Source organism: bacterium (assembly GCA_028821235.1).
In the GTDB taxonomy this organism is placed as follows: domain Bacteria; phylum Actinomycetota; class Acidimicrobiia; order Spongiisociales; family Spongiisociaceae; genus Spongiisocius.
The window spans coordinates 1-21696 of record JAPPGV010000081.1; the positions used below are offsets into that span (position 1 = coordinate 1).

Here is a 21696-nt window from a genome sequence, read left to right on the forward strand (position 1 = left end):
CCAGGGTGGGGAAATTCGCTGACCAACTCTGGGGAATTTCGCTGATCGCCATCAATCGGGGATTGCCGCTTTGACCTCTCTCGCAAGTGATCGGTACGTACACGGTCGCGCGAGCTTCCGCAGTGGGTTGAGACCGATCGATTTCTGTGCGGGAAGTTCGCTCTCGGGCACCACGAGGAACTCCCACTGGGAAGCCGTGCGGTGATCCGCGAAAGCCTCGTCCGACTCGCCGTGCCAGGCGAAGACGTATGCATCGGCAGATCGTCCGCCCTCGGAGGGGAAGCTGTGATACTCACCTCGGGCACACCTCAACCAGTCCCACTCACGAACGGAGATGTCGAACCGCGGGCTCGCCTCCGTTTTCGCAGATGACGGTCCGGACCAACTCTGGAGAGCGCTCGACTGCTTGACCTCGACCCGAGCACCCGTCTCGGGGTGCTCGACGTCCCAGGCGTCCCACGTCTCGGTGAGACGCCAGCGCGGGTCGGCGCTCTGCATAATCAGTTCCACGAGGCATTCCACGTAGTCGGCCCGCTCGACGTTGTTGATCAGCGGCCGGTCGTAGACATGTTCCGCCACCCTTCGCATGACCAGATCGGTGATCTGGCGCTGGGTAACGAACTCGTGAAAGGATCGGTCGCTCCACATCTGGATGACTCACCTCTTTGGCCTCCCTGCGGGAGCTTATCGAACCGGACCAGTCGCGGCGCCCGCCTAGACTGGCGCCCGGACATGAGCACCATCGCATTCGACCACCGCGCCCGGCGTCTCGCCCTTGACGTCGTGCTCGAAGAGGCGGGAGTCGATCTGGTGTGGCTCCCGATCGGCGCCGACCTCGAGTACCTGACGGGTATCCAGCGGCGGGTACCCACCTTCGGTGACGTCAACTACGCCCACGGCTGGGTGGCCGGAGCGTTTCTTGCGCCCGGTCGGGATCCTGCCTTCATCCTGCCTCGCAACTACGTCGAGTTCGACCTGCCGGAAGGGGTTCCGGGCGAGGTGGTGAGCGTGAGCGAGATGGACGATGGGCACGCCCTGTTCTCGCGGGTAGCCCGGTCCTTCCCTTCACCGCGAACGCTGGCTGTCGGCGCCCGCACCTGGGCTTCCGCAACGATGAACCTCCTCGAGGAGTTGCAGAGTCCGCAGTTGGCCAACGCCAGCCGCCTGGTCAACCGTCTGCGGCGGATCAAGAGCCCCGAGGAACTGGAACTGCTGCGCCGTGCCTGCTACGTGGCGGACGGAGCGATGGAGGAGACCAAGGCCCGTATCTCGAGCGGAGTCACCGAGTTGGAACTGGCCGAGGAGGTCAACTACCACCTGCTCCGCCTCGGATCCCGTACCTGGTCGTTCGACACCGCGGTGTGGGGAATGGGTCCCGGCGACGACCGGGACGCCAACGTCCGGCTCTCCCAGCAGGAGGTGCGCCCGGGCGTGGGCCTGTCCTTCGACTTCGGCGCGGTGGTCCAGGGCTACTGCTCGGACTTCGGCCGGACCATCCGGATCGGCGATCCGGACGACGAGTACCGCCGCGTGTACGAGGTGGTCATGGCCGCCCAGCAGGCCGGCATGAAGGCCGCCCGGCCGGGCGTCAAGGCCTCCGAGGTCCACCGGGCTACCCGGCAGGTGATCGTGGACGCGGGATACGGGGACTGGTTCCGCCACCGGACCGGCCACTGCATCGGCCTCGACGTCCACGAGGAGCCGTTCATCTCACCGGAGGACGACACCCCCCTCGAAGCCGGCATGACCTTCACCATCGAGCCGTCGGTCTTCTGGCCGGGCCGGGTTGGAGTCCGCGTCGAGGACATCATCCTCTGCACTGAGGAAGGCGGCGTCAAGCTCAACGAGCATCCCACCACCATGTCCGTCCGCGACTAACCCGGTCGGTGCCATCCCGAGCCGGTCCGGAATCGGCTCCGGGAGGATGCTCTCATAGATCCTGCATGCCCCGTACCCGGCGTGATTACCGCAACGTGGCGGGTCTCAGCAGGTCCGCAGAGGGACGAACATCGGCAGATCCCTCGAGCACCTCTAGGGCAATGGTCAACGCGGCGGAGTTGCTCGTGACAACGGGTCGTTCCAAACGATCCTCCAGCGTTTCCCTGCTCTCCATCCCTCGGAGGTTTGTGCAGGACACGAACAACACATCGAACTCGCGCGGGTCCGCATGCCGCTCGACGAATGCCACGATCTCGTCAGGCCGAAGCCGACCAATGGAGATATTGTCGACAAGAGACATCCCGACGATGGATCTCACGGAAACACCACGCTCCGTCAGGGTCCCCGCTATAGCCACGTTCAGTTCGTCTATGTAGGGGGTAACAACCGCGACGCGGGCGTCGCCGTACCGACCGAGAACGCGGCCAACGGCTTCATTCGTGCTGATGACGGGCGCACCGCCGGACTCCTGAAGTTCCTCCACAAAGCGCTCCTCACCTGCCTTCCCGAGAAGGGCTGCCGCGCTGGTGCAGGAGAAGACGATTGCGTGCATGTTCGCTGTCGCCAGGTCGGCGGCCGCTTGAGGCACGAACGATTCCAACATTGCCCTCTCGGCGGATGCCGTTGTTTCTTCTAGGTAGGCGCGCGCAGTATGGACGGTTACACCGCCTGGTACAGACCGCGTGAAGTCAGGCTCCGCAACAGTGTTGGACGAGGGGACGATGAGGCCCAGACGCCGTGGGAAGGCGGATGCCTCGCGTGCTGCTTCTGCCACTTCTCCCACGATCGGTCACGCTATCCGAAGTGCCATACCTGGGCAAGACGCGAGGGTCGACCATCGCCTGTGGCAAGACTCGCCGACGAAGGCGTACCCGCAGGGCACACAGCGGGCCCGCATCGTGTGTCGGTGGCGGAATCACCTACATCAGGGCGGTGCCGACTAGCCAGGGCGGGCGGCGTACCAGGGGTCGATGGCTTGACTGATGATCTCCCGGCGCTGGTCAGCCGGGAGGAAGGCGCCCTCCATGGCGTTGGTGGTCAGCCGGTGCACCTCGGGCCAGGACCAGCCGAAGGCCTGGCAGCAACGGTCGAACTCGCCCGGCAGCGAGACCCCGCTCATGAGCCGGTTGTCGGTGTTGACAGTCACGTGAAAGCCCAGGTCGAAGAGCCGGCCGATCGGATGGGCAGAGATCGAGGGGACGGCGCCGATGTGGACGTTGGAGGTCGGGCATTGCTCAAGAGGGATGTTCCGGTCGCGCAGCTCGGCGGCGAGCGAACCGAGCGCGCCGTCCTCCCCGAGGTCGTCGACGATCCTGATCCCGTGGCCGATCCGCCGGGCTCCGCAGGTGTGTAGGGCTTCCCGTATCGAGTCGAGGCCGTCCGCCTCGCCGGCGTGGATGGTGTAGGGCATTCCCGCCCGTCGCAGCAGATCGAACGCCGCCAGGTGATCGGAAGGCGGGTGACCGGCCTCGGCACCGGCGATGTCGAAACCCGCCACCCCCCTATCCCGATACCTCAGCGTCAGCTCGGCCGCCTCGAGACTGTGGGGACCGGTCCTCATAGCGCACACCAGCAGGCCCATCCGGATGCCGCGACCGTCGCTCCCGTCCCGGAGACCGGCCAGCGCGGCCTCGACCACCCGGTCGAGCGACATGCCGCCCTCGGTGTTCAACTCGGGGGCGAACCTGACCTCGGCGTAGACCACGCCGTCGGCCGCCAGGTCCTGGGCGCATTCGGCCGCCACCCGGTACACGGCCCCTTTCGTCTGCATGACGCCGAGGGTGTGGCGGAACATCTCCAGGTAGAGATCGAGGCTGCGGCGGCGAGCGCCCTCCTGGATCCGGGCCGCCAGCTCCTCCGGGTCCTGGGTGGGGAGGCCCCGGTAACCGGTCTCCCTGGCGAGATCGACGATCGTGGAGGCGCGCAGACCGCCGTCGAGGTGGTCATGGAGCACCACCTTGGGCGCCTGCCGCAGCCGCTCGAAGCTCGGGATACCGCCGGGTAGGGGGGTCTCTACGGGCATCCGGCGAGGATACCGGTGGAGAGGTTCTGCCCAGGCGTCCAGGGCACCATCCCGCCCGGACGCAGTCAGGGGCTAGCCGGCGCCTTGGGTTTCGCGGACGTGTTGGGGAGGGCCGTCCGGCCTGACCAACCGCCCCCCGCTTTCCCCTATCACCCGGCCGGCCTCGAACACGGTGCGTCCCCGTGAGATGGTGGTGAGCACCTTGCCCCTGAGTTCCATCCCGTCGTAGGCCAGGCCGCTCCCGCCCGAGCGGGCCAGGAACTCTGATGAACGGACCGTGCGGGTTGCCTCGGGATCCACCAGTACCAGGTCGGCCTCTGATCCCGGCGAGACGGTGCCCTTGCGGGGGTAGATGCCGTACAGCTTGGCCGGGTTGGCGGTCATCACCTCCACCGCCCGGGCGAGCGGGAGTCGCCCGCTCAGGCCCGCATCCAGCATCGCCGGGACCAGCATCTCCAGGGAGGGAATCCCCTGCCCGGACTCGGCATAGGCGGCGGCCGCCTTCTCCTCCGGAGTGAAGGGAGCGTGGTCGGACGCCACCACCGATAGCGAGCCGTCCGCCAGCGCATCCCACAGGTAGGCGGGATCCTCCCTCGGGCGCAGAGGGGGCGCCACCTTGACGAAGTTGCCGAACTCGGGAATTGCCGACTCGTCGAGAAGCAGGTAGTGGGGGCACGACTCGGCGGAGAGATCCACGCCGAGACCCTGGGCCGCCTGGACCTCTTCCATGGCGAGGCGGGAGGTGATGTGGACGATATGGGCGGGCGCACCCAGATCCCGGACGATGGTCGCCACCAGGCCCACCGCCACCGCCTCGACCAGCGGCGGGCGGGCCGGGTGTCCGAACCGGTCCAACTCCTCCCGGAAGAGTTCGATCATCTGCTGGCTCTCGGAGTGAACGGCACACCTCAATCCGGTGGCCGCCACCGCGCGGATACACTCGAAGATGCGCTCGGGAGCTCCTGCGCAGAGACCCTCGAACTCGTCGACTCGCTCCGGCGGCGGGTGGTGGGTGAACAGCTTGAACGCGATCGCCCCGCATTCGGCCATCGCCTCCGCCCGGGCCGGATCGCTGAATCCGGCGCCCGAGTAGAGGGCGAAGTCGATCAAGCTCTCGGCCTCCCCGATCTCGCGGCGGGTCTCGAAAGCCTCCGGAGTACTGCACGGCGGGTTGGAGATCGGCATCTCGAACAGGGTGGTCACCCCAGAGGATGCCGCCGCCCGGGATTCGGAGGCGAAAGTGGCTCGCTCGGGATGGCTGGGCGCCCGGCAGTGGAAGTGGGCGTCCACCGCGCCGGGAATGACCAGCAGGCCAGAGGCGTCAATCTCGCCACGAGCCGGGCCGAGACCACCCCGAGGGGCGACCTCGACGATGCGATCGCCCTCCAGGCCAACATCGGCTGGACGAGAACGGCCATCGCTGACCACCGTCCCCCCGACGATCCTCAGGTCGAGCATGTTGTGCGCTGCCGTCGGCTCTGGTTGCTTATGCCCGCCGGTATCCGATCTCGGGTCCGGGACCCCAGCGGGTGCCCATGCCCTCGATATCCCGCCCCACCTGGGTGTAACCACCCTCGGACGAGAAGGCCATCTGCCCTCGCACGAAGACCCGCCTGACGTCCTTCATGTGGTCCAGCGAGTCCAGCGGATCACCGCCCACGGCCACCACGTCAGCCGTCTTCCCGGCTTCGAGACTGCCCAACTCGTCCTCGAGACCGAGCAGCTTGATACCCCGGCGGGTGATCGAGTTCAGCGCGTCCAGATTGTCGGGGCAGACCCCGATCTCGACCATGAACTTGAGCTCCTCGGCAATGGCGTAGTGAGGGACCACCGGGCTCCCGGCATCGGTTCCGAAAACGATCGGGATCCCCGCCTTGGCCGCGGCCACGTTTCCCGCGAAGCGGCTCTTGTCGGCCATCTGATCCTTGCGGCGCTCCACATCGGATTCGGTCATGCCGAAGTCCCGGCCGAACTTCACCTGCTGCACGAGCGGGGAGAAGGTGGTGACGATGGGGACGCCCTTCTCGACCATCTTGTCGATGGTCTCCGGGGTCATCGACCCGCCGTGCTCCACGCAGTCCACACCGGCGTCCACCACCCGGGAGATGGCCTCGTCGAAGGTGGCGTGGGCGGTGACCATCATGCCGTTTTGGTGCGCCTCCTCGACCATCGCCCGGAGTTCGTCCATCGTGAACTGCACCTCTTCGTGGGAGCCCATGATCTTGATCCAGGTGGCACCCGCCTTGAACTGCTCGCGGATGGCCTTGCGGACCCCGTAGATTCCGTCGGCTTCGCGGCAACACCACCAGGTGTGGCCACCGGTGGTGCAGATGGCCCGGCCGTTGGGGAACAGGCGGATCCATGGCGCCCAGCCGTTGTCGATGGCCGTCTTGGCGTCGATGTTGGCGTGGTTCATGCCCAGGTCGCGGATGGTGGTCACCCCGGCGGACAGATGTCGATGGATGTTCATCACCGCCTTCATGGCGTTGACAGCGGGCGACTCGTTGGCCTGCATCTCGAGGTCGTGGGTGCCGTCCCACCCCAGGTGAACATGACAGTTCACCATGCCGGGCAGCAGGTGCATGCCGGAGACATCCACCACGTTGTCGCCGTTCGCGGCCGCGGCGGCGCCCACCGAGGCGATCTGCTCGCCTTCGATGACCAGATCCTGTTGCGTGGAGGGCCCTCCGTCGAGGTTGACTACCACTCCGCCTTTGAGAATTGTGCGCACGGTTGGTTTCCTTTCCTGGGTCCGATCAGATCTTTCCGAGCCGGCGCAGGGCGTTGCCCACCGCGGCCAGGTTGGTGAGGGTCAATTCCGAGTAGTTGCGGGAGATCATCACACCGCCCGCTCCCCCGTCGAACGAGGCTTCCACCATCGCTTCGCAGTCTGCGGGAGAGATGTCCCGGGCCACCGTCTCCACACCGAGGCCTATGCCGGGGTAGACGGCCACTTCGGGACCTACCGCATCCACGTAGCGGCGGGTGAAGTCGGCCACGTACTGCGGGCTGAAGCCGGCCGGAGGGAGGTCCTCGAAGGCCGCCTCGTCCAGGCCGAGAATCTTGTAGAGGATGGGGGTCCACTCCGACGGCGACGCGTCGCCGAGGATGGTCTGGCACAGGTTGGTCACGAACTTGGCGAACCGCGCCCCGCCCGGGGCGTTGTAGAACACCGGCTTGAGCCAGTCGGCGTACAGCTTGTACTCGGCGGGATCGTGCGCGGCCCGTAGCAAGGGGTTGAAGGTGTTGATCATCTGCCAGATCCCCAGGCCCACCTGGTAGCGGTCGCCGAAGTAGCGCACCGTCCCCGATATCTCCCGGTAGAGGTCCTTGTGGCCGTCCCACCACAGCTTCTGCCACTGGGAGACCTCCGGGTACTCGAAGAGGTGGCGGAGGAAGGTGATCAGCTTGCCGTCGGGAGGCTGGTACCCGCCCCGCACCGAGGTCAGGTAGTCGGAGATCCTCCGGTAACCCTCGGCCGCCCGTCCGGCATCGATGTTCCGCCGGTGGCCTTCGGCCCGGCAGTGGACACAGAAGCAGGTGGGGACCTCGTTGCTGACGATCATGGAGGAGAGCGGGTCCTCCCGCTCGATGCCCCACATGATGCCGTCCAGGTCGTACTCGTTGAGCCAGTTGTCGACCACCCCGAACCACCAGTTCCGGTAGTTCGGGTTGTACAGGCAGGGGCGGCTGGCCCGCCGTCCCCACGCGTCCACCTCGATGACCTGGGCGAACCCCGGCTGCCAGAGCGGCTTGGGGTTCTTGTGGGACGTCTCGCAGTAGTACGGGAACACTTCCATACCACGCTCCCGGGCGGCGGGGATCACGTCACCCAGGATGTCCAACCCCTCGTAGAGGGGGTCCGGAGCGGTGAAGTCCTTGATCGAGGTGCCGTGGTAGTACCTGGGATCGGGAGGGAAGAAGGCGCCGCCCTGCAGGTGGTCGGGCTCCTGCCCGCCGTGATCGGGGAAGTCGTTGCTGCCGGAACGCCCCGCGTTTCCCCGGGCCCAGGACAGGGCGGAGATGAAGATGGCGTTCACCCCGGCCTTCTCCACGAAGATGTCGAGCGTCTCCTCGATGCCCTCGTCGATGAAGCTGATCCCACCCACCTGCATGCCGACGAAGGTACGGTCGCTCATGTCACACCTCCATTCCTGCGGCGGATGACCCTTCCGGCAGAACCCAGCTCCAGGGCCACGTTGTCGCCGGCGGGTGTTCCGGCGGTGTGGGGGGTCATCAACAGGTTGGGCGTGTCACGCAGAGGACTGTCGGGCAGGATCGGCTCCCACCAGAAGACATCCAGCGCGGCGCCGGCCAGATGGCCGCTGTGCAAGGCTGCTATCAGGGCGTCCTCATCGACCAACCGGCCCCGAGCGGTGTTCACGAAGAACGACCCCTCGGGCATGAGGGCGAACTCGCGGGCGCCCATCATCTTCTCGGTCTCGGGCGTGAACTTGTTGTGGAGCGAGACGCAGTGCGACTCGGCCAGCAGCTCGTCGAAGGGGAGGTAGCGGACGCCCAACTCCTGCTCCTCCTCGGGTGAGAACCGGTTGCGCTTGTAGTAGACGACATCCACGCCGAACGCGACCAGGAGCTTGGCCGCGACCCGTCCGATCTGGCCGATCCCGACCAGACCCACCGTCTTGCCCAGCACCGCCTCGAACAGGTCCAGACCCACCCAGTTGTACGAGTAGTTGAGCTGGTCGGTGACGAACGGTTCCATCCCGTCCACGACCACCCCGTCCATGAGGCGACTGTGGGCCGTAGGAAGCCGCTTGAAGAGCGCCAGTATGAGCATCACGGCGTGCTCCGCCACGCTGGTGGGCCCGGGAGACGTGACGGCCTCGGTCCAGGCTCCCATGGACTCACAGACCTCTCCGGAGACGCCAGCGCCCCCCGACTCGATGGTCACCACTCCCCGGAGTGAGGACAGGGAGGCGAGCCGGCTGCCGTCAACGCCCTCTTCCCGGAGCACCAGGTAGTCGGCCTGGCCGATGGTCCCGGCTCCGAGGGCGTCGGTGAGCACCGTGGCGCCGTCGGGGAGGGCCCTCCGTAGGGCCTCCACCTGGGCGGGAGTGAACTCCTCGACCAGGGCTACCTTCGGGCCGCTCATCGGCCGCTCCGGCAGTCGTTCCACAGACGCCCGAAGCGCTCGAGAGCCTCGGCCAACTGGTCCCTGGGCGCCAGGTAGGAGATCCGGATGTACTTGCGGGCTCCCTCGGCGAACACGTTGCCCGGTGAGAACAGGATCCCGTAGTCCACCGCCTTGTCGGCGAATTCGACCGCGTCCAACCCGGACCCGGAGATGTTGGCGAAGAAGTAGAAGCCGCCCTTGGGCTCGCCGTACGTGACGCCCAGCTCGTCGAAGGCGTCCCGCATCATCGCCCGGCGCAGGTGGTACTCCTCCATCATCTCGGCCATGAAGTCCTGCGGCCCTTCCAGCGCGGCGAGGGCGCCATGCTGGGAAGGCAGGGAGGTGGAGATACTGAGCGAGTGGCGCGGCTCCGTGGCGGCCAGGATGTAGTCGGCCGGGCCCGCCATGTAGCCGACCCGGAAGCCGGTCATGCTGTAGGCCTTCGAGAAGCCGTTGATCGTGATGGTCCGATCCCACATGTCGGGCAGGGTGGCGAAGGAGATGTGCTCGAAGCCGTCGTAGACCACCTTCTCGTACAGCTCGTCGGAGATCACCACCAGGCCGGGATGGGCCCGCACCACGTCGGCGATCGCCGACAGCGTCTCGGCGGTGATCACCCCGGCGGTCGGATTGTTGGGGGTCACCAGCACCAGGAGCTTGGTGCGGTCGGTGATGGCCGCCTCGATAGCCTCGGGCTTGAGCTCGAAGTCCTCCTCCTCGACCGTATCGACGTAGACGATGTGCCCGCCCGCCATGATGATGTTGGCCGGATAGGCCATGTAGTGGGGGGTGGCGAGGAGCACCTCGTCGCCGGGGTCGAGCAACGTCTGGAGGCTCACCGCCATCGATTCCTGCGCACCGGCGGTAACCAGGATCTCGGAAGCGGCGTCGTACTCGAGGTTGTTGTCCTCCTTGAACTTGCGGGCGATGGCCTCGCGTAGCTCGATCATCCCGCCCGGAGGGGTGTAGCCGACATGCCCGGTGTCCAGACATCGCTTGGCGGCCTCGATTATGTGGGCAGGGGTCGGAATGTCCGGCTCCCCCCGCACCAGGCGGATTATGTCATCGCGGCCTTCCACCCTCCGCATGATCTGGAAGTAGGGCGACTCGTGGCCACCCCGGATCCGCAGGGTGCGCTCCGCCAGCCGTTGTCTCAGTGTGCTCTGGCTCATAGGGACTCCATATCTGAGGCTATCGGTTCGTTCGGGAAACGGGTGGGCGGTCCTCAGCCGCCCAACTCGGCGTAGCGGCGCATGCCTTCCTCGATCCCCATCGGATTCCATCCCAGCTCGGCACGGGCCTTGTCGCAGGAGATGGTGGTGGCCCGGTCGGGCGTGGCATCGACCAGCATGTCGGCGCTGGGATCCACCACCACTCCGAACGAGGCCACGGCCGCGTCCAGCACGTCCTGGAACGGGATCGGGTCACCCGAGGAGAAGGCGAAGGCGCGGCTGTTCATGCCGCCGGAGAAGAAGCGATGGGCGCCCTCGGCCACGTCGTCCACGAAGACCCAGTCGCAGCGGTCTTCGGCGCCGATGACCCGCACCGGCACCCCGTCTAGGGCGGCGTCGGCCAACTGCTTGGCTTGGGTGACGAACGGGCGGGTGTCGCGGAACTCCTCCGCAGGGCCGTACATGGACGTGGGACGGATCGCACCCGCATCGAAGCCGAACATGTCGGCATACCGGAACAGCATGATCTCGGCGGCCAGCTTGGCCGACCCGTAGAGAGAGAAACCCCCGTCCGCATCCGCCTCGGTGAGCGTCTCCTCGTCGAACTGGTTATAGACACCCGCGGAGGAGATGAAGAGGAACTTGCCCATGTTCTGCTTACGGGCGAACTCAAACGCGTTGAGGGTGCCGATGAGGTTGACGTTCACCAGCTTGGAAGGGTCCTCCTTGGCCTCCTGGATGCTCGGCGTGAGGGCGGCGGCGTGGACGATGGCGTCAACTTCCCCGGTGACCTCCGTGGACCAGGCGGCCGGATCGGCCACGTCCAGCACCACGTACTCGAGCCGGTCGCTCGGCGTGTCCGACCGGGGGACGAACTCGTCAGCCGGGAGGATGTCCGCTGCCACCACGTGCTCTCCGCCCAGGGCGAACGCTCGGACCAGTGCCCGTCCGAAGAACCCGGCTGCGCCGGTGATCAATACTCTCATCTCGACTTGCTGTTCCCTTCCCCCGCGCCCGCGCGCAGGCTCATCCAGTTGCTGTCGGTCTGCCCCCAGGCTCGGGTGTCAATGCCAGTGAACTCGGGCGGCCTGTCGATATTAGTGATCACTGGTTGGACCCACCGCGGCGATCCGGGGATACGCCTCAAGGCATGTGGCGCCGGCGAGAAGCGGCCTGCCAAGCCGGCCACCACGTAGGAAGCAGGCCGGACGATGCACCCGACCTGCTCCGAACAGGGTTCCCTACCAGATCGCACCGAGTGGTCTAGGCGTCGAGGACGATCCACTCATCAGTCTGATCGACCATCCGGGTACCCCCGTCGGGACCGACCAGAACGTTGTCGGCGATGCTGATGCCACCCAACCGGGCACCTGTCTCGGGATCCGAGAAGCCGCCGATGGCGGGGTGGAGGTTGATCATCATGTTCTCTTCCATGATGCGGCGCTTGCCGGGCACCCACGGGGGCTCCAGCGAGTCGATGCCGATCCCGTGAGCGGTGTAGGAGTTGGAGTCCCTGGCGTCGTACCCGTACTTGTCGTAGACCCGATCGCGGGCGTCGAGGACGGTGTCGGAGTCCTCGCCCGCCTTCATGGCCTGCACGCACGCCTCGAAGCTCTCGACCCGCATTTCCCAGAAGGCCTTCTGCTCGTCATTGGGCGGCCTGAAGCTGTACACCCGGCGGACTTCCACCCAGTAGCCGAGCGGCCCGCCCCACTCGAGGTCGATGACCATCACATCGTCCTTCTCGATCACGCCCCGGGTGCCTGGGCTGAAGCAACTGAAGGGCGCACGTCCCATGAGGGCGATTCCCTCCATGCAGCCCAGCTGGCGGGCCAGACGGTGGGCCTCGGAGAGGACGTCCACCTCCTGGACGCCCGGACGGATCTCCGCCTCGAGCGCGTTGAAGACCCGGCGCATGATATTGCCGGTCTCGATGGTCGAGTCGATCTCCTCCTGGCTCTTGATCGCCCGCACGTCGTCGAAGAGGTCGGTAGCGTCCACCCAGTTGGCGTTGGGAAGGGCGTTCTTCATGCTGTTGTAGTCGGCCACCGAGGTGATGTCGGCCAGACCGACGATCCCGATCGTGCCGGTGGCGAGCCCATGGTCGGAGAGGATCGCGCCGATCTCGGTCCCGGCGTCGTCCGGCTGGCGGTAGTCGTTCAGCCACATGCCCTGCATGGCGTAGCCCGTGCCCCACAACGGATCCACCACGAAGGTGGCCTCGCCCCTCATCGGCAGGACCACGAAGCCGCGCCCGGCCCACTGGAAGATGTCGCTCACGTACTGGACCCGTCCCCGCACGAACTCGTCGCCCCTGCTACAGATGACGAACGCATCCATGCCGGCGCCGGCCATGGCCTCCCGGAGCACTGCGTAGCGGCGCGCGCGCTCGGCATCCGAGGTGATATGGGTTACTGGTACGTGGGTCATGCTGACGGGTCTCCTTACTCCTGACGGACTGACGGTCAGACTCTAGTTGTGCTGGGACCCCCTCGCGCCGGTCCTACGCTCGGCCGACGCTCCGTCCATACGAGAGATGATTCTGGAATATCGTACGCGACGCGAACGATATTCCAGGAAGTACGGAATTTGGGCCTGGTCAAACGACGTACCGACACGCATGCCGTCCACCTTGAAATCGATGCGTATCGTATCTGCGGATCTGAACCTCGAACATCTGGTGGTGGTCCATGCCGGCCAGCATCGCTTCCCGCTCGCGGAGAGGATCACGGCAATCGGTGCGCCGAGAGCTACTGACCGGTGGGAATCCGCTCCGATATCTCTGACCGCCCGGGTGATGTGCTACCGGGCCTGCCGGAGTCATACGACCGACGCCAGAGGACGGCACTTCCAGAGTACATAACGAATCGGATCGTGAAGATGGGTGTAGGCCTCGCGGCCGATGAGGGGCCTCGATTAGCATCAACTCCTCCGTTTGGCTTTCGCGCCAGTTCGTACGGAGTGCTGACAGGAAGGAGTCCGATGGATAGAACGAGGGGGTTTTCGGTGAGGATATTCATCCCCTCTGGCGATCCAGCGGGTCTCCGCGTTGTTGAGAAGTCGAACTGGACCGGGGTCGGCGTAGTCTTCCCAAGGTCAGTCATGCAAGAGGCACTTGACCGGGCCGAACTCGCCAGGCCGGGTGTTTACATCATCTGGGGACCCGGTAAGTCTCCAGAGATGCCCCTCGTCTACATCGGCGAAGGAGCGGAGACGGGCGCCAGGCTGTCGACACATGCCAAGAAGAAAGAATTCTGGACCAACGCTGCGGTCTTCGCCAGCAAGGATGCAAACCTCAACAAGGCACATATCCAGTATCTCGAAGCTCGTCTGCTGCGTCGCGCTGACGAGGAGAAGCGCTGCGAATTAGACAATGGAAACGTGCCCCAACTACCGGTGCTATCGGACGTAGACAGAGCGGATTCCGACCTGTTCTTGGACGATTTGCTGCTCTGCCTACCGGTGGTCGGGGTCAGGTTTCTTCAGAAGCCAGGTACACAAGCTCAAACCATCCACCCTCTGTTCCTGCATGCCAAGGGCATAAAGGCCCAAGGCTACGTGGACTCAAGTGGCTTTGTGGTCAGGTCTGGTTCTCAGGCAGTCAAGAAAGAAGTCCGGTCTATTCACAAGTTTCTGTCGGTTGAACGGACCGCGCTGATCGAACGTGGCGTACTGAGCACCACCGAAGACAGCGACAACTACTATACGATTACACAGGACTACACATTTAGCTCACCGTCCAGCGCGGCGGGCGTCCTGCTCGGAAGATCGGCCAGCGGCCCGTCGGAGTGGAAGGATAAGGAGGGACGAACGCTGAAGGATCTCCAAGAGGAAAGCGCCGAGGAGCTGAGCGGCTGAGCCTTCGCGCATGCTCACAGCATCGTGAGAATCACTTCAGCAAAGTGAACCGAGCAGCCTGACAAGAACGCCTAGCAAAGATCCACTTCGGGTACCGGGGCGCCTATTCCTCACCCGGGGTACGGCATGCGTCGAACGATGCCATGGCGTAGCCCAGCATGGTGTAGTAGCCGACCAGGACGCTGAGCTCGACCACGCCATCGGTGCCTAGGTGGGATTCGATCCGGGTGAAGGTCGATGCGGACACGGATGATGCCGAGCAAAGCTCGCCGACCATGTCCAGGATGGCGGCCTCTCTCGGCGCCAGGTCCCCCGCGTCACCGTCGAGGTGGGCGATCGCCTCGGAACTGGTCCCTTCGCGGCGCGCCAACTCCAGGTGAGTGTCCCAGACGTAGTCGCAGCCGTGAGCCCGACCGGTGGCCAGGATGGCCAGCTCCCGGTCGGCGCCGTCCAGGCCCGATTCGAAGCGGACCACATGGCCGAGCCGGGCGATGTGCTCCGCCTGTTCGGGGGCATGCAGCAGCACCTGGAAGGGCCTCACCAGCTCGCCCCTGCTCCCCACGATCCAGTCGAACAGCCGAGCCTGGTCCGGATCGAGGCCGTCCTTGCGGTCGATCAGCTCTATGCGCGCCATCTTCCCTCCGCGCCTCGGTCAAGCGATTGCCGGACCGACCGTAGCGCCTCTTGGCCGGCAGCCTCACGGAGGGCAACCGGCGGGTAGACTCGCCGCCGATGAACGGACCGAACCCCCAAGATGGTCGCTGAAACCGACCGCGTCCGCATCCTCCGGGATGAGGAGGATGCTCCTGAACTTCCCATCGTCGAGCACGGAGGCCGGGCTTGGGTGGTGGTCTGGCCGGGCCTGGACGCCCATCTGCGATCCATACACCACATCTCACTGGAGCCGGGCGGGCGAACCGTCCAACTCGAGCACCCGATGGAATCCGTCTACTACACCATGTCGGGAAGCGTGGCGGCGGCGGACAACTCCTTCGACCGGCGCCTCGACGTCCCGACCGGAGCGATGGCACACATCGGAGCCGACACGAAGTACGCGTTCGAGGCGGGCCCGGACGGCGCCGAACTGATCGGGGGTCCCTGCCCGGCCGACGAACGGCTCTATGCCCATCTCGAGTACGAGCGGGGCTCCACCCCACCGCCGCCTGCCGGCGGTGGCCGCCTCGCGGCTCGGGGTGTCCGCGTCTTCCATCGCGACCAGCCGACCGCCATCGTCCCGATGATCGCCAGGGATGCCCGCCTGATCGTGTGGGCCGGAGTCGGCGCATACACGGCCAACATGAACTACGTGGACATGCAGGCCGGGGAGCGGAACAAGGAGCATGTACATGCCGAGTCCGAGGACACGATCTATATCCTCGACGGCAAGGGCAGCATCGAGGACCTGACCAACGACCTCCGGCTGGAGTTCGAGGCCGGGGACGTGGTTCATGTGCCGGTCGGGATCTGGCACGCCGTATCGGGAGACCGGGACGATCACGTCGAGAGCGTGGGAGGTCCGTGTCCGGCCGACTGGAACATGCTGCGAGTAGCCGGGCTCATGCCGGACGGTCCACTGGGACGGGAGTAGCACAATGGTCAACAAGGTCTCGATAGGTCTGGTACAGATCGGGGGCGAACCCCTGGCAGTCGAGGAGAACCGCGATCTCACCGTCCGATGGACGGAGCGCGCCTTCAATGCGGGGGCGGACATCGTGGTGCTGCCCGAGATGATCATCCACGGATACGCGTTCGACTGGCGGGCGCTGGCCGAGACCGCCGAACCGGTGGACGGGCCGACCGTCAAGCAATGGACCGCCCTGGCGGCCGAAGCAAACGGATACGTGGTGGGCGGGTTCTGCGAGCGGGACGGCGAATCGATCTACAACACGGCGGTGGCGGTCGGCCCGGACGGAACGATCCTCCACTACCGCAAGACCCACCTGTTCGCCAACGAGAAGATCGCGTTCCACGACGGCGACCTCGGCTTCCCGGTGGCCCACACCCGGTTCGGAACGATCGGGTTGTGCGTCTGCTACGACCTACGGTTCGTCGAGGTGGTGCGGCTGATGGCCCTGAAGGGAGCCGATCTGATCTGCGTCCCGACCGCCTGGTTACCCGGCTACGACAAGGAACGCTGGGACCAGGACGGGATGTGTCCCCAGGGCAAGGGGGCGGTCCTCCAGGCCAACCTCTCCCAGGTGTACATTGCCTGCGCCTCCCAGGCCGGCCGTCACGGGGAGTTCGACTTTCTCGGCTCGTCGATCCTGGTCGATCCCTACGGCAAGCTGGCGTCCGGGCCGTTACCCGGCTCGGAGGACGCCATCAGCGTCACCGAGGTCGACCTGGGCGCAGCCAAGCGAGCGCAGGTGCGGGGCGAGTTGATCGCTCCCCGCGCTGACCGCCGCACCGATCTCTACGGGATCTGGGAGAACGGTCTGAGGTACTAGGCGAACTAGGTCTTGTACAGGGCCCGTATTCCTGCTCCCTACCATCCGTCAGCAACCGATATCGGAGGTAAACCGAAATGAAGCTCGTCGATCTCTCCCACCCGATAAACATTCACACTCCGGGTTGGGTCGGGTATCCCGGATCCAAGATCTATTACACCCAGACCCTGCAGACCAACCGGGTGGTGTCACAGAGGATCGAGTCTTCGCTGCATGTGGGCACCCACCTCGACGGTCCGATGCACATGGCCGACGGGGGCGGCGACATGGCCTCCCTCCCGCTCACCAAGCTCATCCACGAAGGGGTCATCGTCGACGTCTCCGACGAGGTGAGCGACTGGAGCATCATCACCCCCGAGATGATCACCTCCAAGGTGGAGGTCAAGAAGGGCGACATCCTGATCATCCACACCGGCTACCACCGCTACTACGAGGGGAAGCCCGAGCAGGACCTGACCCGCTATTTCTGCATGCATCCCGGCGGGACCAGGGATCTGGCCGAATGGATGCTGGAGAGGGAGCTGGCGTGGTGGGGAATCGACGCCGGCTCGGGAGATCACCCCATGAACACCACCATCCGCCACATGCGACCCGACCTGACCAGGCGCTTCGAGCAGAAGGTGGGCATGCCGGTGAGGGACTACTTCGGCGAGTACACCTACACGCACCACCGGAGCGGGCGGGAGATCACCGAGGACCTGTTCCCCCTCCACTATCTCGCCTTCCCCAAGGGCTGTATCCACGCCGAGAACGTGGGCGGCGACATCGAGAAGGTGCTCAACCAGCGATGCATCATCGGCGCCTTCCCGTGGAAGTTCGAGGGTGGCGAGTCATGCCCGTGCCGCATCATCGCCTTCTTCGACGTAGGCGACCTGTCAGTTGAGGAGATGTACCAGACCGTCTGAGTGGGATCTCGCTCTACTTCGCGCCGGCGGGGCGGACATAGCGCCGCCGGACGATGTAGACGAGGCCGATCGCCGGAACCACCGCGAACGTGAGCGGGAGCGGCCAGTCTCCCCGCAACGTCCCCTGGCTTATCAGGACGGCCACCACGATGTCACCCGCGATGCTCACCAACAGCATCGCCAGGGTTATGCGCCGTATGAGCGGGCTGAGCCGCTCGGAGGACACCACCACGTAGAGGAGCAGGACGGCCGCCAGCGGGTGTACCGCGCCCAGGAGGAGGCGCTCCGGTACGGACCCCCCATCGGCGAAGTTAGCCACCAGTGCGATCAGGACCGACCAAGCGAGATGCAGCGAGGCCAGGATGGTCATCGCTATGCGGAATCCTTTCATACGTACCCACTTCCTGTTCTGACGCCCGCCAGAGGATTGGCCGGGAAGACCCCTGCAAACGGTATTCAGGCTTGCCTGTGGCGCATCGGCCCACCTATCGACTCGGGTCGAGTATGGCAACCGCGCCGAATCGCTCGGCCCACGCCGTTATCAACCGGCCCGATGTGGCAAAAACGATAGCCGTTGACAACCGCCTTCGCCGCGATGACACGATCAGCCGGAGCGCTACGAGAACCCTCGCTCTCCAACTCCGCGGCCCGGAGGGCGATGCTGCCATCCGACGGGACGGTGTCGATGCCATCGGACACCAACCTGCCGGGGCTAGGAGGGGTGCTGAAAACGCCCCGTGGACCTCACAGCAGCCGCAAACCCCTGGTCAACGTGTCGCGGGCACAACAAATCGAGGCCCATCCCCGGTTTCTCCACCCTCCTACAGGCCGAGCAGCCGCCGCGGGTTCTCGACCAGGATGCGCTCCAGCGTGGTGTCGTCCACTCCGGCGTGGGCTAGCGCGGGCACGATGTTGCGCAGGATGTGTGCGTATCCGTAGCCCCCGTACCGGGTGAGTTGGGTCTTGTAGCAGGTGTCCTGGGACACGAGGATCTGGTCGCGGTAACCGAGGTCCAGCAGCTTGAGCAGGCCTTCGTGGCGCTGGGAGTCGTGGCTGTTGTAGCTGAAGTCGATGGAGTCGTAGTAGTTCTCCAGTCCGAAGTTGTCGAACGAGATGAACACGCCCAGGTCCGCCACGCTTCTCTGGTAGTCGAGGTTCATGTAGCCGTCCATGTGGCACATGTTGATCCTCTGCGGATCGACTCCCTTCCGCAGCACGAACTCGGCAGCATCGGGAGCGATCCTGGCCCTCGCCCCGAAATAGGGATGGATGTAGAGCGGGAGGCCCGTCTGCCTCTGAGCCTCGCATGCCGCCTCGAGGACCTTCCACTCGTCTTCCTGAACCGGCTGGCTGAGCCCGATCTCGCCGATAACACCGGGCCGGATACCGGTTCCGTCGATGCCTTCGTCTATCTCGGAGAGGATCGTCTCGGCGAGGAACCCTGAGCTCGACGTTCTCACGTGCTCCGGATGGGAGGCTTGGATGTAGAACCCGCACCCGGCGACCACGTTGACGCCGGCCTCCACCGAAACCGTCCTGAGCCCCTCCGGGTACAGCAAACGGGACGGTGGGCGGGCGCCGATCGGAGTTGCATCCACAACGGTCTTACCGCCGTACTCGGCGAATGCCGAGATCTCGGAGATGGCCAGCTCCACGTCGTCCAGGACCATGAAGTCCGGGAACTTCGAGTAGTCCCGGCGCCATTCACCGAGCATGTGAATCTCCGGTGGGCCGTGCCGGGCGTCGGGATGGTGCTCCGTATACGACTGCCGCATGTCGAGGAAGATGTGCTCGTGAACGAGCACTGTCCCGAGATCGTCGGTGGCGACCGGGCCCGTCACCGTCATGACCGTTCGCTGCGGTCCACCGGCGGCTAGCCCACCCGACGTCATAGAGGAGCCTCCCGTCGATGCGGATACCGGCAATGCGGCGTTGGAATAAAGAGCAGGGTCATCTCCGTTTGGAAGTTACTCGGACGGAACCGGGAACCTCGTCGATTGCCGAGGGGAGGACGCCTCCGGCTGTGCGATGCCGCTCTTCCCCCGCGCCGTAGTGAGCCGCTAACCCCGCACCTCTGCAGGTAGCGAGGCCCGCAGGGGGCGTCCCGTCGTTAGAACGCTCCGGGACGCCCCGCGGTCCGGGATCTTGTCAGCGGATGCTGTCAACCAACTCGTACTCGCCCTCCGAGTTGATCACGGTCAGGTAGACCGCATCAGAACCCTGGTTGTCACCTGGTCCGAATTGGAGCGAGACTCCGCCTATGTCTATGGACCCGGACGCACCTGTGACATCCAGGAAGCACGCCCGGCTGAGGTCGGCGCCGCAAGCCCTCAGACGTTCGATGGCGAGCCGTCCGGCTAGATAGCCCTCGAGGGAGACGAATCCCGGGTCGGCATCCGGATCGACGCCGGACAGTGCGGCGCGGTACTCGGCCAGGACCGAGACGTCGTCCCCGCCGGGCAACGGCACCACCTGCGTCACGTAGATCCCCTCGCCGGCAGCACCCAGTTCGGTCGCGAGAGCTTCACTGCCGACGAACGACACGGCCATGAAGATCGTTTCGGGTCCCAGGTCCTCGCGCAGCTTCTCGATGAGCCGCGCCGCCGGGCGGTAAGCGCCGATGATGATGACCGCGTCCGGCTGCTTGTCGGCGATCCGGAACGCCGCGGACGTGACAGCCTCCGTGTTCCGCCGGTAGTACCAGGAAGCCACCAACTCCAGGCCATGAGCCTCCACCGCCTGCTCTACCCCTGTCAGACCGTCAACACCATCAGAGTCGTTCTGGTAGAGCACCGCCACCCTCGTCTTCCCGGCAGCGGCCAGTAGCTCCGCCATCTTCTGAGTTTCCTGGTGGTATGAGGCACGGATGTTGAGAACATTGCTCAGCTCGCCGACGCGCAGCAGCTGCGCACCGGTGAAGGGTGCTACGAACGGCACGCCCGATGCGCGTGCCAGCGGGGAGGCTGCCCGAGAGGTTGGTGTTCCCACCGCTCCGATCAACCCGAAGACCTGATCGTTCTCGATCAGACGAAGGGTTTGCCCGAACGCAGCATCGCTCTCGTATCGGTCATCTCTGGTCACAAGCCTCAGCTGGCGTCCGTGCACTCCTCCTGCGTCGTTCGCCTCTTTGAACGCCGCCTGGATGCCCAGCTGCATACCCAAGCCCAACGCTGCGGAAGGTCCGGTGAGGGCCGCTGACTGACCGAACAGTATCTCGCTGTCGGAGATGCCGGGATCATCCGGGCTCACCGTTGGAGCCGTTGGGATGGGTGGCACACGCAAACCCTGGGCTTCCTTACCCAACGCGTCAACCTGAGTCAAGAGCTGCCTCAGAACGTTCTCGCTGTCCTCTATCAGAGCACGTTCCTGCTCCACCAGCTCAAGACGCTCCTCCAGCCGTTCGAAATAGTCATCCCCTTCGGTTCCGGCATCACGCAGGTTCTCGGCCAGATTCAAGACGACATTGTTCAGTCCAGCGAAAGAAGACGCTCGAAGGTGGTTGATGTCAAGATCAATTCTGTGGGCTACCGAGTCAAATGACTCCTGAAGCCGTGCTACGTGTGTGGGATCTTGCATAAGGCTTGCCACCAGCAGAAGCGTATGCCCCAAGACCGTGTTGTTCGCCAGGCTATCGGTGGCGCTGTAATCCAGCAGATTCTGCCTAGTGAGTACCGTTGAACCGGTATGTCTATCCTCAGGAAGGTTGGTCACTAGGCCATAGAATTGTCTGTCCGTACTGGCGGTGACAGCTGGGAATAGGGCAATAGAGTTAGCACGAGTCAACTCGGCTCGGCTCTTTTGCTCCGCCTGCAATCTGAGTAACAACTGGCCCCTTCCACCTTGAATAGACTCGACATTGGTGATGAGCCTATTGGCCAGGGACTTGATGTGATCAACTCGGTCACTATTACTCTTCTTGTTGAGGATCCCCAGTTGTTGAGTTATAGCGGCCTTGTGTCGGAAGATGAGCGTCCCGTCTTGAGTGAGTGATTCCCGTGTCATACCGGCATTAGTCGGTACAGTCCCTACACTACTCAACGAGTGGGCATGGTTCGCTATAGACAATGCAGCGGACTGCAATTGGACGATGTCGTACACATCCATGGTGCCATCGGAACCCGCCAACTTCAACGTAGCCCAACCAGACCAACTAGGACTAGTCGATTGGCCAAACTTGCTGCCGACGCCAAACGCATAGACGGTTCCAGGCGCAAGGTTC

19 protein-coding genes are annotated in these 21696 nt (G+C 64.9%); 5 read left to right on the top strand and 14 right to left on the bottom strand.

Going from position 1 to position 21696, the window contains the following annotated elements; genetic code table 11:
- Positions 1-51: 51 nt before the first annotated feature.
- Positions 52-648, bottom strand: a complete 597-nt coding sequence (locus tag OXK16_08880; GenBank protein ID MDE0376060.1) for a hypothetical protein — start codon at positions 646-648, stop codon at positions 52-54.
- 84 nt (positions 649-732) lie between these two features.
- Here OXK16_08880 and OXK16_08885 point away from each other — a divergent pair, with 84 nt between their 5' ends.
- Positions 733-1878: a Xaa-Pro peptidase family protein gene (locus tag OXK16_08885; protein MDE0376061.1), complete on the top strand. Its 1146-nt coding sequence runs from the start codon at positions 733-735 to the stop codon at positions 1876-1878.
- 85 nt (positions 1879-1963) lie between these two features.
- Here the strand turns inward: OXK16_08885 and OXK16_08890 are convergent, their stop codons facing one another.
- The 9 genes from OXK16_08890 to OXK16_08930 all read right to left on the bottom strand — a co-directional run bounded on the left by OXK16_08890 (position 1964) and on the right by OXK16_08930 (position 12697).
- A complete protein-coding gene (locus OXK16_08890; protein MDE0376062.1) occupies positions 1964-2713 on the bottom strand; it encodes an aspartate/glutamate racemase family protein in 750 nt (249 codons plus the stop codon).
- Between the two features lie 165 nt (positions 2714-2878).
- Complete coding sequence (locus OXK16_08895; GenBank protein MDE0376063.1) at positions 2879-3961, bottom strand: adenosine deaminase; 1083 nt, start codon at positions 3959-3961, stop codon at positions 2879-2881.
- 72 nt (positions 3962-4033) lie between these two features.
- Positions 4034-5419 carry a dihydroorotase family protein gene (locus OXK16_08900; GenBank protein ID MDE0376064.1) on the bottom strand — a complete coding sequence of 462 codons (1386 nt, stop codon included), beginning with the start codon at positions 5417-5419 and terminating at the stop codon, positions 4034-4036.
- A 28-nt stretch (positions 5420-5447) separates the two neighbouring features.
- Positions 5448-6692 carry an amidohydrolase family protein gene (locus OXK16_08905; GenBank protein ID MDE0376065.1) on the bottom strand — a complete coding sequence of 415 codons (1245 nt, stop codon included), beginning with the start codon at positions 6690-6692 and terminating at the stop codon, positions 5448-5450.
- 25 nt (positions 6693-6717) lie between these two features.
- Positions 6718-8100: a hypothetical protein gene (locus OXK16_08910; GenBank protein MDE0376066.1), complete on the bottom strand. Its 1383-nt coding sequence runs from the start codon at positions 8098-8100 to the stop codon at positions 6718-6720.
- Positions 8097-9074, bottom strand: coding sequence for a hypothetical protein (locus tag OXK16_08915; GenBank protein MDE0376067.1), 978 nt, complete (start codon positions 9072-9074; stop codon positions 8097-8099). Before OXK16_08915 ends, OXK16_08910 begins: the two co-directional genes overlap by 4 nt.
- Positions 9071-10267 carry a pyridoxal phosphate-dependent aminotransferase gene (locus tag OXK16_08920; GenBank protein MDE0376068.1) on the bottom strand — a complete coding sequence of 399 codons (1197 nt, stop codon included), beginning with the start codon at positions 10265-10267 and terminating at the stop codon, positions 9071-9073. The genes OXK16_08915 and OXK16_08920 overlap by 4 nt, the downstream gene beginning before the upstream one ends.
- Positions 10268-10320: 53 nt before the next feature.
- Entirely contained in the window at positions 10321-11253 is a 933-nt protein-coding gene (locus tag OXK16_08925; protein ID MDE0376069.1) for an NAD(P)-dependent oxidoreductase, read from the bottom strand.
- A gap of 277 nt (positions 11254-11530) precedes the next feature.
- Positions 11531-12697: a M24 family metallopeptidase gene (locus OXK16_08930; protein MDE0376070.1), complete on the bottom strand. Its 1167-nt coding sequence runs from the start codon at positions 12695-12697 to the stop codon at positions 11531-11533.
- Between the two features lie 552 nt (positions 12698-13249).
- On the opposite strand from OXK16_08930, the gene OXK16_08935 reads away from it, so the two are divergent.
- A complete protein-coding gene (locus tag OXK16_08935; protein ID MDE0376071.1) occupies positions 13250-14125 on the top strand; it encodes a GIY-YIG nuclease family protein in 876 nt (291 codons plus the stop codon).
- A 103-nt stretch (positions 14126-14228) separates the two neighbouring features.
- On the opposite strand, the gene OXK16_08940 is transcribed toward OXK16_08935, so the two are convergent.
- Positions 14229-14759: a carboxymuconolactone decarboxylase family protein gene (locus OXK16_08940; GenBank protein ID MDE0376072.1), complete on the bottom strand. Its 531-nt coding sequence runs from the start codon at positions 14757-14759 to the stop codon at positions 14229-14231.
- Positions 14760-14879: 120 nt separating this feature from the next.
- Between OXK16_08940 and OXK16_08945 the strand changes: the two genes are divergently transcribed.
- The 3 genes from OXK16_08945 to OXK16_08955 all read left to right on the top strand — a co-directional run bounded on the left by OXK16_08945 (position 14880) and on the right by OXK16_08955 (position 17477).
- Positions 14880-15713, top strand: coding sequence for a cupin domain-containing protein (locus tag OXK16_08945; GenBank protein ID MDE0376073.1), 834 nt, complete (start codon positions 14880-14882; stop codon positions 15711-15713).
- A 4-nt stretch (positions 15714-15717) separates the two neighbouring features.
- Positions 15718-16572 carry a hypothetical protein gene (locus tag OXK16_08950; GenBank protein MDE0376074.1) on the top strand — a complete coding sequence of 285 codons (855 nt, stop codon included), beginning with the start codon at positions 15718-15720 and terminating at the stop codon, positions 16570-16572.
- Between the two features lie 77 nt (positions 16573-16649).
- Positions 16650-17477 carry a cyclase family protein gene (locus tag OXK16_08955; protein MDE0376075.1) on the top strand — a complete coding sequence of 276 codons (828 nt, stop codon included), beginning with the start codon at positions 16650-16652 and terminating at the stop codon, positions 17475-17477.
- 13 nt (positions 17478-17490) lie between these two features.
- On the opposite strand, the gene OXK16_08960 is transcribed toward OXK16_08955, so the two are convergent.
- From OXK16_08960 to OXK16_08970, 3 genes are all read right to left on the bottom strand, one after another.
- On the bottom strand, positions 17491-17847 hold the full coding sequence (locus OXK16_08960; protein ID MDE0376076.1) for a hypothetical protein: 357 nt from the start codon (positions 17845-17847) through the stop codon (positions 17491-17493).
- Positions 17848-18298: 451 nt separating this feature from the next.
- Positions 18299-19324, bottom strand: a complete 1026-nt coding sequence (locus OXK16_08965; GenBank protein MDE0376077.1) for a hypothetical protein — start codon at positions 19322-19324, stop codon at positions 18299-18301.
- Positions 19325-19625: 301 nt separating this feature from the next.
- Positions 19626-20933: an ABC transporter substrate-binding protein gene (locus OXK16_08970; protein ID MDE0376078.1), complete on the bottom strand. Its 1308-nt coding sequence runs from the start codon at positions 20931-20933 to the stop codon at positions 19626-19628.
- Between the last annotated feature and the right edge of the window lie 763 nt (positions 20934-21696).